Below are 13,016 nucleotides of genomic sequence, written 5' to 3'. Positions count from 1 at the left end.
GTTTTTACAATGTACAGAGAAAAAATTGATGCGTTTATTGATGCCCACCGTCAGGAGCTGGTGGAGGACGTCTGCGAACTGTGCAGAATTAACAGCGAAAAAATGCCTGCTGAGGAGGATATGCCATTTGGTCCTGGGGCGGCTGAATGCCTGGACGCAGCGCTGGATATGGCAGAGGGATATGGCTTTGATACCACCGATTATGACGGATATGTAGGCTGCATTGATTTAAATGACAAGCCCCGCCACCTGGATATTCTGGCTCATCTGGATGTAGTTCCTGCCGGAGAGGGCTGGACTGTGACAGCGCCGTTTGAGCCTGTTGAAAAAGACGGAAAGATCTACGGACGGGGAACTGCCGATGACAAGGGTCCGGCGATTGCTGCTCTTTATGCTATGCGTGCGGTAAAAGAGCTGGGGATTCCCTTAAAGAAGAATGTCCGTCTGATCCTGGGTACCGATGAGGAATGCGGAAGCTCTGACATTGAATACTATTACAGCAAAGAACCAGAGGCTCCCATGACCTTTTCTCCGGATATTGAATACCCGGTTGTAAATGTGGAAAAGGGACGTCTTCCAGGACATTTCACAATGAATTTTGAGGTTTCTGAGGCTCTTCCGAGACTGGTAAGCCTTAAGTGCGGAACTAAGATTAATGTGGTTCCCGGAAAAGCGAAGGCAGTGGTAGAGGGCTTTGAGGACGGCGTTTTGGAGGCTGCGGCAAAGGCGGCAGAAGAAAAGACAGGCGTTCATTTTACCATGGAAGCCAAAGACGGAGCAGTGGAGATTACCGCAGAAGGAAAGGGAGCTCATGCATCTACGCCTCAGGAGGGAGTTAATGCTTTGACCGGACTTCTGGAGCTGCTGACCGGACTTCCCTTTGCTGCCTGCCCGCAGGTGGATGGCCTGAAGAAGATTGCAGCCCTGATGCCTCACGGGGACTTCTACGGAAAGGGACTGGGCGTGGATATGGAGGACGAGCTGTCAGGACGTCTGACTCTGGCATTTACTATGCTGACTGTTGACGCAGCTTCCCTGGATGGAGAGTTTGACAGCCGTGTTCCGGTATGCGGAAACGAAGACAATGTTCTGAAGGTGATTCAGGAAAAGATGAAAGAGAACGGAGGCGTTCTTCTGAACGAAACCATGACTCCTCCTCATCATGTAGACGGCGATTCTGATTTTGTCAGAACACTCTTAAAGGCATTTGAGGATTATACAGGAATCAAGAGTGAATGTCAGTCTACCGGAGGCGGTACCTACGTTCATCACCTGAAAAACGGCGTTGCATTTGGCGCTGCCATGCCGGGCAGAGACAACAATATGCATGGAGCAAATGAGTTTGCGCAGACAGACGATCTGGTAATCAGCGCAAAGATTTTTGCTCAGGTTATTGTAGATTTGTGCAGCTAAGGCGAACAAGCTTATAGGGAAATCCAAGGATGCGGAGGATCAGATTCTTCCTACAGCTGTAGGAAGGCTGCTTTTCCGCATCCTTTTTATAAAAACAAGGAAACAGCAAATGAGGTGCAGTGAATGAACAGTCTGAAAAAACTATTTGCCCAGGTGGATATGACAGAAGGGCGTCCCTGGGAAAAAATTGTACTATTTACGATTCCTATGATTATCGGCAATGTGGCTCAGCAGCTCTACAATACCGTAGACAGTATTGTTGTAGGCCGGTATGTGGGAGATAATGCTCTGGCAGCAGTGGGAAGCGCCAGCCCGATTTTGAATCTGCTGCTGGTGCTGTTTATCGGAATTTCTATGGGAGCCAGCATCATGGTTTCCCAGTATTTCGGATCACGGGACAGAGAAAATCTTTCCCGCACAATTGGAAGCGTGCTGACTTTAACAGCAGCCTCTTCCATATTTTTGGTGATTGCAGGTTCTGTGGCGATTCGGCCGATTCTGGAACTTTTAAACACGCCTGCCAGCATCATAGACTGGTGCTCTGATTATCTTTTTATTATGATGTATGGAATTGCCGGAGTCGCATACTATAATATTCTCTGCGGCGTTTTAAGAGGTCTGGGCGATTCTTTTTCTGCTTTGGTTTATCTGGTGGTCGCTACAGTGATCAATATTATTCTGGATCTGTGGTTTGTAGCAGGATTAAATATGGGTGTGCCAGGGGTAGCTCTGGCTACGGTGATTGCTCAGATGATTTCTGCAGTTCTGTGTTTTTTGAAGCTTCGGAAAATGAAGCATTTATTTGATTTAAAGGCATGCTATTTAAAGCCTCACCGGGAAAATATTGCAACGGTAGTACGGCTGGGCGTTCCCAGCGGAATTACCCAGGCCATTTTTTCTCTGGCTATGGTTGTAGTGCAGTCTCTGACTAACAGCTTTGGAGAAATGGTGATTGCCGCCAATGTTATTATTATGAGAGTGGACGGATTCGCCATGATGCCTAACTTCTCCTTTGGTACAGCAATGACTACCTATTCTGGACAGAACGTAGGCGCGAAAAAGCTGGATCGGGTGAAGACGGGAGCAAAACAGGGTACTCTGATTGCAGTGGGAACCTCTGCTGCCATTACAGCGGTTATTCTGCTTTTCGGCCGTCATCTGATGGCGATTTTTACCTCCACCTCGGAGCTGGTTACGTTAAGCAACAACATGATGCGGGTTCTTGCTCTGGGATATCTTGCCATGGCAGTGACCCAGAGTCTGTCCGGCGTTATGCGGGGAGCCGGAGATACCATGACGCCTATGTGGATTTCTCTGATTACGACGGTAGCCATCCGGGTGCCTCTGGCTTACGGAATTGCCTGGATGACCAGAACGCCTGAAATGCCGGGAGGCTGGTACGCCTGCATCTGGATATCTCTTCTGGTTTCTTGGGTTCTGGGCGCTGTGATTACGGCTGTGTTCTATCGCTGGGGAAAGTGGAAGGAAAAGGCGCTGGAGTAAGAATTTAGAATAACCAGAATTGACACAGGGCAGAAACCGAAATATAATACCACCAAAGCAGGAAATGCCTGAAGAAAAATCCAGGGCAGAGAATTCTTGAACAAAAAAGAAAACAGGAGGATTTTGAAAATGGCAGATATTTATACATCCGTAGATCAGCTGGTGGGAAAAACACCGCTTCTGGAGCTGACAAATCTGGAGCGGCAGTTTGGCTTAAAGGCAAGACTTCTGGCAAAGCTGGAATATCTTAATCCGGCCGGTTCTGCAAAGGATCGGGTTGCAAAATACATTTTGAATGATGCAGAAGAAAAGGGAATTCTGACAAAGGATTCTGTGATCGTTGAGCCGACCTCCGGAAATACAGGAATTGGCCTGGCTGCAATCGCAGCGGCCAGAGGATACCGTGTGATAATTGTGATGCCAGATTCCATGTCAGCGGAGAGACGTCTTCTGATGACTGCTTACGGTGCAGAGCTGGTTCTGACTGAAGGAGCAAAGGGAATGGGGGGAGCGATTGCAAAGGCAGAGGAGCTGGCAAAGGAAATCCCAGGAGCTTTTCTGGCAGGGCAGTTTGTGAACCCGGCTAATCCCAGGGCTCATTTTGAGACAACAGGGCCGGAAATCTGGGAGGATACAGACGGAGAAGTGGATTTCTTTGTGGCAGGAGTAGGAACCGGAGGAACCATAACGGGAACAGGAAGTTATTTAAAATCTAAGAAGCCCCAGGTTCAGATTGTGGCAGTGGAGCCGTCGGATTCCCCAGTTCTTTCCCAGGGAAAGGCAGGCGCTCACAAGCTTCAGGGCATAGGAGCTGGTTTTATACCGGAGATTCTGGATACCACGGTTTATGATGAGGTGATTCCAGTGACCTCTGAGGATGCCTTTGAGACCGGGCGGATGCTGGGAAAAAGAGAAGGTGTTCTCGTCGGAATTTCTTCCGGCGCAGCGCTCTGGGCTGCCATAGAAGTGGCAAAGCGACCGGAAAATGAGGGAAAAACCGTGGTTGTACTGCTTCCGGATACGGGAGACCGGTATCTGTCTACAGAAATGTACGCAGAATAAGAAAGGAAAAGAGAATGAACGCTGTCAGCACCTATCAATCGCCGCTGGGGGAGCTTCTTCTGGCGGCAGATGAGGAAGGCTTAACCGGGATGTGGTTTCAGGGACAGAAGTATTTTGCAGCAGGGCTGGGAGAAGAAACGGAACCCCGGGGGCTTCCTGTTTTTGAGGAGGCAAAGCGATGGCTGGATCTGTATTTTCAGGGAAAGCAGCCGGATTTTTTTCCTGCGCTGCATATGCAGGGAACACCATTTCAGAAGCTGGTATGGGAGCTTCTTCTGCAGATTCCTTATGGGGAAACCATAACCTATGGGGAGCTTGCCGGACAGATCGCAGCGCAGCTGGGCAGAACCTCCATGTCTGCTCAGGCAGTAGGCGGCGCCGTGGGACATAATAAGATTTCTATTCTGATTCCCTGCCATCGCGTGGTTGGCAGGGATCAAAGCCTGACTGGATATGCCGGAGGGCTGGAACGAAAGAAATGGCTGCTGGAGCTGGAGAAGGGAAAACATCCGGTTTTTCCCTGGAACTGCAAGGGGCTCAGCTAGCGGCCGGTTTTATTTTCGGCTCTCCACTGACGGGGAGAGATACCGTAGACACTGCGGAAGGCCCTGGAAAAATGAAGCTGATTCGGGTAGCCCACAGCATTTCCGATATCGCCAATGGAAAGCTCTGTCAGCTTCAGCAGCTCCGTTGCTCTTGTCATACGGTAGCTGATTAGAAATTCCTGGGGGCTTTTTCCTACGGCTTCCCGAAAAATTCTTCCGAAATAGCTGCGGTTCAGATTGCAGAAAGCAGCAATATCTTCTACAGAAATATCATTCTGAAAATTTTGTTCAATAAAAGAAGTCGCTTCTCTGATATAAAAATCCCGGAGTGTTCCTGTTTTTGGAGGCTTTCTGCTGGAAGAAGAGCGAGTGATGCAGTCTAAAAGCAGATAGAGCTTTCCTATCAGATGCAGAGGCGGCATTTCCGGATGCTGGGCGATATAAAGAATCAGCTGCTTCAGCTCTGCAGAAATATCTCTGGCATTGGAATGATAGATGGGATGATCTGGAGAGAGGCCAGCTAAATCAAGAGCCTCCTTTACACGAAGTCCGTCAAATTCTACCCACGCATATTCCCAGGGGTGCTCCTGATCGGCGCAGTAGGTGGTAACCTGATGGGGAAAAATCAGAAAACCTTCTCCGCTTCGTACAGGATAGCTTCGGGAAATACCGCCGGAATCCTCGGCAGTAAGTACTCCTGTGCCGGATATCACATAGTGAAAAAGATAGTGATTGCGTATGTGAGGCCCGTAGGAGTGAAGCGGACAGCAGGCTTCCCAACCATATTGGTATAAACCAAGATCAACAAAGTTTTCATTGGGAAAGACGGAAAAGAGATAATCGGACATAACTGGGATCTTCCTTTCTGAAAAAAGTAAAACATCACAAAAATAAGGGCATCAGCTCCGAAAGATTGACGAATTTGTCATGAATCGGAGCTTTTTTTGTTGGAAAAATATGGATTAATCTTATTATATACCAAAATACGACTAGACATCAAGCAGAGAAGAAAAAAGTTGTATTTTGATATAAAAGTAGTAAAATCCCTGTATTTACGTCTGAGAGCGGGTCAGGTATCATAGATGGTAGAAAGAACGCGCGGATATTTCTCAATAATACGAATCAGACCACACTTACAGGGGGTATATGATGCATAAGAGAGCAAAAAAAGGAATGAGATTTTGTGCAGTCGTGCTGCTGGCACTCCTTTCTCTGACCGGATGTGGCAGCAAAGAAACTGCGGACGGAAAAGTAAAGCTGTCTTTTCAGATATGGGATACGGCTCAGAGAGCAGGAATGCAGGCAGTGATTGATGAATATGAGAAGACACATCCGAATGTAACGATTGATCTTCAGGTGACCAGCTGGGATGAATATTGGACAAAGCTGGATGCGGCAGCAGAATCCAACCAGCTTCCGGATATTTTCTGGATGCATACGAATCAGATTTTGAAATATGCAGACTATGGAATGCTGGCTGATGTGACTGAGCTTTATGACGATGAGGATCCAGAGTATTATGAGAAGCATTTTTCTGAAATTTCTCTGGGAAATGCCAGAGGCTCTGATGGCAGACTTTACGGAGTTCCCAAGGATAAGGATACCGTGGGACTGGTATACAACAGAGCGCTTTTTGATCAGGCAGGCGTAGCTTATCCAGATGAAACATGGACCTGGGACACACTTTGTGAAGCCTCTGCCCAGATCTATGAAAAGACCGGAAAATACGGCTACATGGCATACGCAGATGAGCAGCTGGGATACTGGAATTTTGTTTATCAGGCAGGCGGCTGTATTTTAAATGAGGACAAGACAAAGGCAGGTTTTCTGGAACTGGCAACCAGAAAAGCCATGGAATTCTATGTGAATCTTCAGAAGGAGCCATGGTGTCCGGACCAGAATTATTTTGCAGAAACAGCTCCGGGAAATGCCTTCTTTTCTGAACAGGGAGCGATGTATCTGGAAGGAAACTGGAATCTGATGTCTCTTCGTGAGAATAATGCAGAAATGGAAGGAAAGTGGGATGTTGCTGTGCTTCCAAAATGTCCGGATCCGGAAAAAGGCGACGGAAGAGCCACGATTTCCAATGGGCTTTCCTATGCAACAGGAGCTCATGGCAAAAAGCTTTCTCATGCCCTTGATTTTTTGAAATTCTGTGGTTCTGAGGAGGGACAGAGAGTGCAGGGACTGTCCGGTGCGGCGATTCCGGCCTATGAGGGGCTGGAGGATACCTGGATCAGCGCATTTGACAAATTTGATTATAAAATGAACGTAGAGAAATGCACAGAGATGTTTGCATATGGTGTTCAGAGCGTGAATAATGCATCCAGACCGAACTGGAAGACACAGGTGAATGATACGCTTTTGAAGATTTACAGCGGCAGTCTGACCCTGGATGAGGGACTGGCAAGGATGCAGCAGCTGGTAGATGAAGCGGCAGAGCCGTAAAGGAGGAAGGAAGCATGGGAAGAAAAAGAGGTTTAAGCGATGAGGCAAAATGGGGGTATCTGCTGGTAGCGCCCACAATCATCGGTCTGATCGTTCTGAATGTATATCCGTTTATTCAGACCCTGATTTTAAGCTTTTCCACCACCCATCCATTTGGATTTTATGAGATCAGCGGAATTGGAAATTATGTAAAAATGTTTTCCAGCCAGGAGTTCTGGAAAGCAACCTGGAACTCTGTCTATTTCTGTATTTTAACGGTGCCGGTAGGGATTTTTCTGGCTCTGGTAACAGCAGTGCTGCTGAATGCGAAGATTGCAGGAAAGACTGCCTTCCGCGCCATCTATTTTCTGCCGATGGTAGTTGCGCCGGCAGCAGTGGCTATGGTTTGGAAATGGATTTTTAATGCAGAATACGGTATTATCAATCAGATTCTGGGAAGCCGGGTGAATTGGCTGACCAATCCGAAGCTGGTGCTTCCGGCAACGGCAGCTGTGGCAGTGTGGAGCTCTGTAGGCTACGATGCAGTGCTGCTTTTATCCGGAATCCAGAATATTTCCAAAAGCTATTATGAGGCAGCTGATTTGGACGGAGCTACGAAAATTCAGCAGTTTTTTTCCATCACCCTTCCTATGGTTTCACCTACCCTGTTCGTGGTTTTAATTATGCGGTTGATGGCTTCATTGAAGGTATATGATTTAATTTATATGATGGTTGATCAGACCAATCCTGCACTGACCAGTGCGCAGTCCCTGATGTATCTGTTCTACCGGGAGTCCTTTGTAGCAGGCAATCGCGGATATGCATCTGCAATTGTAATCTGGACTGTGCTTTTAATCGGTATTGTAACGGCAGTTCAGTTTTGGGGACAGAAAAAATGGGTAAATTATGAAGTATAAAAGGAGGCAGCAGCATGGATTCCCTGCAGAAAAAGTACCGCAGAAATAAAATAATGATATATGGTGCCCTTACCCTGGGCGCAGTTCTGATGATCTTTCCGTTTATCTGGATGCTTCTTACCAGTTTTAAATCACCGGCAGAAAGCGTACAGATTCCGCCGACGATTCTTCCGTCCCGGTGGCTGGCGGAAAACTACACAAAGGCCCTGACCAGCCTTCCTTTTGTGAAACTGTATCTGAATACGATGCTTTTGATTGTATTTCGTGTAATTTGCGCTGTGGCCTTTTCTTCCGCAGCGGGTTTTGCCTTTGCCAAGCTTCGGTTTAAGGGGAAAAATCTTCTGTTTTCTATTGTTCTGGTGCAGATGATGCTTCCGTCTCAGATTTTTATTATTCCCCAGTACCAGATGCTGGCAAAGATGGGACTGACAAACACGATGTTTGCTCTGGTTTTTCCGGGACTTGTCAGTGCCTTTGGAACCTTCTTTCTCCGGCAGTCCTACATGGGAATTCCTGATGAGATTGGAGAGGCAGCCTGTCTGGACGGATGCAGCCAGTGGCAGACCTTTACAAAGGTTATGATGCCTTTGACAAAGGCTTCCATGGCGGCGCTGACAATTTTTACGGCAGTATTTGCCTATGGAGATCTGATGTGGCCCTTGATTGCCAATACGGATTTGGGAAAAATGACCCTGTCAGCAGGCTTGTCCACACTGCGGGGACAATTTACAACCAATTATCCGGTTCTTATGGCCGGTTCTATGCTGGCTATGATTCCCATGATTATTTTGTATCTGCTGTTCCAGAAACAGTTTATTGAAGGAATTGCCATGACAGGCGGAAAATAGGAGGAGAAAAAAATGGCGATTGTTGCAGAGAAAAATCTGTTTACCTTACATACGGATCATTCTACTTATCAGATGAAAGCAGACGATTTGGGTTATCTGCTGCATCTGTATTATGGGGAACGGGCAGAGGGCTCTATGGAGTATCTGCTTCACTATGGAGACAGGGGATTTTCCGGAAATCCCTATGATGCAGGAAGTGACAGAACCTATTCTCTGGATGCCTTACCTCAGGAATATCCAGTAAGAGGAAATGGTGATTTCCGTATGCCAGCTTTGATCGTGCGCCGTGAAAACGGCGCCGTAAGCTCAGATTTACGGTATGCCGGATATCGGATTCTGGACGGAAAGTATGAGCTTTCAGGACTTCCAGCAGTTTATGAGGCAGAACAGGATCAGGATGTACAGACGCTGGAGGTAGATTTAAAGGATATGGAAACCGGCCTTCTGGTTACTCTTTTATATGGGGTATTTCCTAAAAAGGATGTGATAACCAGGGCAGTCCGTCTTCAGAATGAGGGACAGGAGCTTTTGACTCTGGAATCTGTACAAAGCGCCAGTCTGGATTTGATTTACGGCGATTATGACTGGATCCAGTTTTACGGACGCCATGCCATGGAGAGGAATGTGCAGAGGATTCCTGCGGCCCACGGCGCTCATGTAATTGGAAGCAGACGAGGAACCTCAAGCCACCAGTATAACCCCTTTGTAATTCTGGCGGAAAAAGAGACAACAGAGGATTTTGGAGCCTGTTATGGAATGTCCTTTGTTTACAGCGGAGGATTTCAGGCCTTTGCAGAACGGGATCAGTATGATCAGACCAGGATGGGCATGGGAATTTCGCCGGAGGGATTTTCCTGGAGTTTGAAGCCAGGAGAGAGCTTTACAGCGCCGGAGGTAATCCTTTCTTATACAGGAAAAGGACTGGGAGAGCTGTCTCGCCAGTATCACAGGATTCTGCGCCATAATGTGTGCAGAGGAATGTACAAGGAGGTCAGACGGCCGATTCTCATCAACAACTGGGAAGCCACTTATTTTGACTTTAACGGAAATAAAATTTATGAGATTGCGAAACAGGCAGCAGAGCTGGGCGTGGAGATGCTGGTTTTAGATGACGGCTGGTTTGGAAAACGGGATTCTGATGATTCCGGGCTGGGAGACTGGCAGGTAAATGAAAAAAAACTGGGCGGCACCCTTGGAGACTTGTCAGAGCGAATTCACAGCCTTGGAATGAAATTCGGACTTTGGATTGAACCGGAAATGGTATCGGAGGACAGTGATTTATACCGGGCACACCCGGACTGGGCGCTGGCTGTGCCCGGAAAGAAGCCGGTTCGGAGCCGGTACCAGCTTGTACTGGATTTTTCCAGAAAAGAGGTGGTGGATTACATTTACGGGCAGATCAGCAGCCTTCTGGATACGGTTCCCATTGAATATTTAAAGTGGGATATGAACAGAAGCATTGCCGACGTATATTCCAATGGGGCGAAGCCAGAAGAACAGGGAAAGGTACTGCATCAGTATGTACTGGGACTGTATGATTTTCTGGAGCGGCTCCACAGAAATTATCCTCAGGTACTGATTGAGGGATGCAGCGGCGGAGGAGGCCGGTTTGATGCAGGAATGCTGTATTACACACCACAGATCTGGTGCAGTGATAATACAGACGCCATTGATCGGGTCTGCATTCAGTATGGCACATCCTTCGGGTATCCGGTATCTGCGGTGGGAGCACATGTTTCCGCAGTGCCGAATCATCAGAATGGAAGAACCACGCCTTTGAAAACCCGTGCCAATCTTGCAATGGCAGGAAGCTTTGGATATGAGCTGGATCTGAATCGGCTTTCTGAGGAGGATAAACGGCAGATTTCCATCTATAACCAGGAGTTCAAGGAGCTGTGGCCTTTGATCCACAGCGGAGACTATTACCGGCTGTCGAATCCGTTCTGTATGAAGCAGGATCAGGAGACTGCGGCCTGGATGCACGTCAGTGAGGATCAGAGAGAGGCTCTGGTATTTGCAGTTCTTTTAAATGCCCATGGAAATCCGTCAGTTCCAAGGGTACGGCTTAAGGGGCTGAAAGCAGACCGGATGTACTGCAGCAGAGAGACAGGTACTGTGTATTCCGGAGCAGCTCTAATGAGCGCAGGAATTGTGCTTTCTGATTTGAAGCAGGAATACGGCAGTATCCGGATTCATCTGACTGAGATGAAGCAGGAGAATGGGCAGAGCAGGGAAGGGGAAATACAATGACACGGGATATGGACGAATTTCTGAACCGCCTGAACCGGCATCTGGATGAACTGAGATGGCTTTATATGGAGCTTTATGACAATGGTTCCATGTTTGCAGAGCTTTGCAGCCAGATGGAGGCCTTTTACAAAGAGAGAGGGACGGAACTGAAAAAACGTGACAGAGAAAAGCTGGAGACACCAGAATGGTTTCAGAAGCAGGATATGCTTGGCATGATGCTGTATATTGACAATTTTGCAGAGGATTTAAAGGGAGTGAAGAAAAAGCTTTCCTATCTTCAGAAGTGCGGCGTAACCTGCCTTCATCTGATGCCGTTTCTCGATACGCCGGAGGGACGTTCAGACGGCGGATATGCAGTTTCTGATTTCCGAAAGGTTCGTCCGGATTTGGGAACTATGGAGGATCTGGAGGCTCTTTCCCGGGCCTGTCATAAGAAGGGGATCAATCTCTGTATGGATTTTGTAATGAACCACACATCGGAGGATCATGAGTGGGCGAAAAGGGCCAGACAGGGAGACGGCGAGTATATGAGCCGCTATTTTTTCTATGACAATGGGGAAATACCGGCTCGGTATGAGCAGACGGTTCCTCAGGTGTTTCCTACTACGGCTCCGGGAAATTTCACCTGGGTCGAGGAGGCAGGGCATTACGTTTTAACTACATTTTACCCCTATCAGTGGGATTTGAATTATAAAAATCCCCGGGTGTTTAATGAAATGATGTATCATTTCCTGTATCTGGCCAACCGGGGACTTGATATTATCCGGATTGATGCGGTTCCCTATATCTGGAAGGAGCTGGGAACCAGCTGCAGAAATCTGCCCCAGGTTCATACAATTGTGCGGATGATGCGTATAATTGGAGAAATTGTTTGTCCTTCAGTGGCGCTGCTGGGGGAGGTTGTTATGGAGCCCCAGAAGGTAGTTCCCTATTTTGGAACTACGGAAAAACCGGAATGTCATCTGCTTTATAATGTGACAACCATGGCAACCATCTGGCATACCGTGGCCTCTCAGAATACGGAGCTTTTAAAGCGTCAGCTTTCCGCTGTTTACAGTCTTCCGGATGTCTATACCTTTTTGAATTATCTCAGATGTCATGATGATATTGGCTGGGGTCTGGATTATGATTTTCTGAAACAGCAGGGAATGAGAGAAATTCCTCATAAGCGATTTCTCAATGAATATTTTTTGGGAATTTATGGGGAAAGCAGGAGCAGAGGAGAGCTTTACAATGATGATCCGGTGACGATGGATGCCCGTTTCTGCGGAACCACTGCTTCTATGTGCGGTATGGAAGCCGCAGCAGAGGAAAATAGCCGGGAGGAAATGGAAAAGGCACTGCGGTTGGATTTGATGCTTCATGCCCTGATGCTCTGGCAGCCGGGAATTCCCATGCTTTACAGCGGAGATGAGGTGGGGCAGCTGAATGATCCTTCTTATAAACAGGATCCCAAAAAGGCCGGGGACTCCAGATATCTTCATCGGGGACGCTTCCCCTGGAAGCTGGCAGAGGAGGCACAGAAAAACAAAGACAGCATTCCTGGACGTCTGTTTGACGGACTGCGGCACCTGGAGGAATTTCGCAGTCAGGAGGCGGTTATGGCCAAGGATGCCCGGTGCCGTGTTCTGGAAATAGAAAATCCTCATATTCTTTGTCTTCAGCGGGAAAAAGACGGACAGAAGTTGACGGGAGTGTTTAATTTTTCCAGTGACAGCCAGATGGTTTTCCGAAAGGATCTGGAAGGAAGCACGGACTGCTTTGGCAGAGGGAAAGAAACGGCGGAGGAAATATGGATGGAGCCTTACGGCTTTCGGATTGTAAAGCAGATCTGACAGCTGAAAGGGAGAGATTTACCTTCAGAAGGTAAATCAGAGAGGGAAGGGTAAGTCTTTCCGGCAGCTGTAAAGGGTGGATCGCTCTGTATCTGCTGAACGGATATTTTGTATTTTGGAGAGAGCTGTATCAGGCCTGTTTTACGCAGACAGGCTTTTGATATGGCTCTTGTTTTTATGGCTACGCCATGGTAGAAAACAGTGACATGGTATTTA

The 13,016-nt window shown here is 47.7% G+C and carries 10 protein-coding genes; 9 read left to right on the top strand and 1 reads right to left on the bottom strand.

Annotated elements, in window-relative coordinates; all coding sequences use genetic code 11:
• Positions 1-9: 9 nt before the first annotated feature.
• The 4 genes from pepV to ACESON_RS13765 all read left to right on the top strand — a co-directional run bounded on the left by pepV (position 10) and on the right by ACESON_RS13765 (position 4,523).
• A complete protein-coding gene (gene pepV / locus ACESON_RS13780) occupies positions 10-1,413 on the top strand; it encodes a dipeptidase PepV (RefSeq protein ID WP_373110491.1) in 1,404 nt (467 codons plus the stop codon).
• 123 nt (positions 1,414-1,536) lie between these two features.
• The gene (locus tag ACESON_RS13775) at positions 1,537-2,916 is read left to right on the top strand and encodes an MATE family efflux transporter (RefSeq protein WP_177959685.1); all 1,380 of its coding nucleotides are present in this window, start codon (positions 1,537-1,539) and stop codon (positions 2,914-2,916) included.
• A 129-nt stretch (positions 2,917-3,045) separates the two neighbouring features.
• Positions 3,046-3,978 carry a cysteine synthase A gene (gene cysK, locus ACESON_RS13770; protein WP_373110488.1) on the top strand — a complete coding sequence of 311 codons (933 nt, stop codon included), beginning with the start codon at positions 3,046-3,048 and terminating at the stop codon, positions 3,976-3,978.
• Positions 3,979-3,992: 14 nt separating this feature from the next.
• The gene (locus ACESON_RS13765) at positions 3,993-4,523 is read left to right on the top strand and encodes a methylated-DNA--[protein]-cysteine S-methyltransferase (RefSeq protein ID WP_177959687.1); all 531 of its coding nucleotides are present in this window, start codon (positions 3,993-3,995) and stop codon (positions 4,521-4,523) included.
• Here ACESON_RS13765 and ACESON_RS13760 read toward each other — a convergent pair.
• Positions 4,520-5,371, bottom strand: a complete 852-nt coding sequence (locus ACESON_RS13760; RefSeq protein WP_373110486.1) for an AraC family transcriptional regulator — start codon at positions 5,369-5,371, stop codon at positions 4,520-4,522. The two genes, ACESON_RS13765 and ACESON_RS13760, sit on opposite strands and share 4 nt — an antisense overlap.
• A 325-nt stretch (positions 5,372-5,696) precedes the next feature.
• Between ACESON_RS13760 and ACESON_RS13755 the strand changes: the two genes are divergently transcribed.
• Genes ACESON_RS13755 through ACESON_RS13735 form a run of 5 tightly spaced genes read left to right on the top strand, consistent with a single transcriptional unit; the run spans position 5,697 to position 12,800 of the window.
• Positions 5,697-6,971: a sugar ABC transporter substrate-binding protein gene (locus ACESON_RS13755; protein WP_373110531.1), complete on the top strand. Its 1,275-nt coding sequence runs from the start codon at positions 5,697-5,699 to the stop codon at positions 6,969-6,971.
• A gap of 14 nt (positions 6,972-6,985) precedes the next feature.
• Positions 6,986-7,867 carry a carbohydrate ABC transporter permease gene (locus tag ACESON_RS13750; RefSeq protein ID WP_373110484.1) on the top strand — a complete coding sequence of 294 codons (882 nt, stop codon included), beginning with the start codon at positions 6,986-6,988 and terminating at the stop codon, positions 7,865-7,867.
• 14 nt (positions 7,868-7,881) lie between these two features.
• Complete coding sequence (locus tag ACESON_RS13745) at positions 7,882-8,715, top strand: ABC transporter permease subunit (RefSeq protein ID WP_177958611.1); 834 nt, start codon at positions 7,882-7,884, stop codon at positions 8,713-8,715.
• Between the two features lie 12 nt (positions 8,716-8,727).
• Positions 8,728-10,965 carry an alpha-galactosidase gene (locus ACESON_RS13740; RefSeq protein ID WP_373110483.1) on the top strand — a complete coding sequence of 746 codons (2,238 nt, stop codon included), beginning with the start codon at positions 8,728-8,730 and terminating at the stop codon, positions 10,963-10,965.
• Positions 10,962-12,800 carry an amylosucrase gene (locus tag ACESON_RS13735; RefSeq protein WP_373110481.1) on the top strand — a complete coding sequence of 613 codons (1,839 nt, stop codon included), beginning with the start codon at positions 10,962-10,964 and terminating at the stop codon, positions 12,798-12,800. The genes ACESON_RS13740 and ACESON_RS13735 overlap by 4 nt, the downstream gene beginning before the upstream one ends.
• The last annotated feature ends 216 nt before the right edge of the window (positions 12,801-13,016 follow it).

Origin of the sequence: Lachnoclostridium sp. Marseille-P6806 (genome assembly GCF_964238185.1) — a bacterium.
In the GTDB taxonomy this organism is placed as follows: domain Bacteria; phylum Bacillota; class Clostridia; order Lachnospirales; family Lachnospiraceae; genus Brotaphodocola.
Note: the sequence above shows the minus strand (reverse complement) of the source record. Positions and strands in the feature narration are given on the sequence as shown.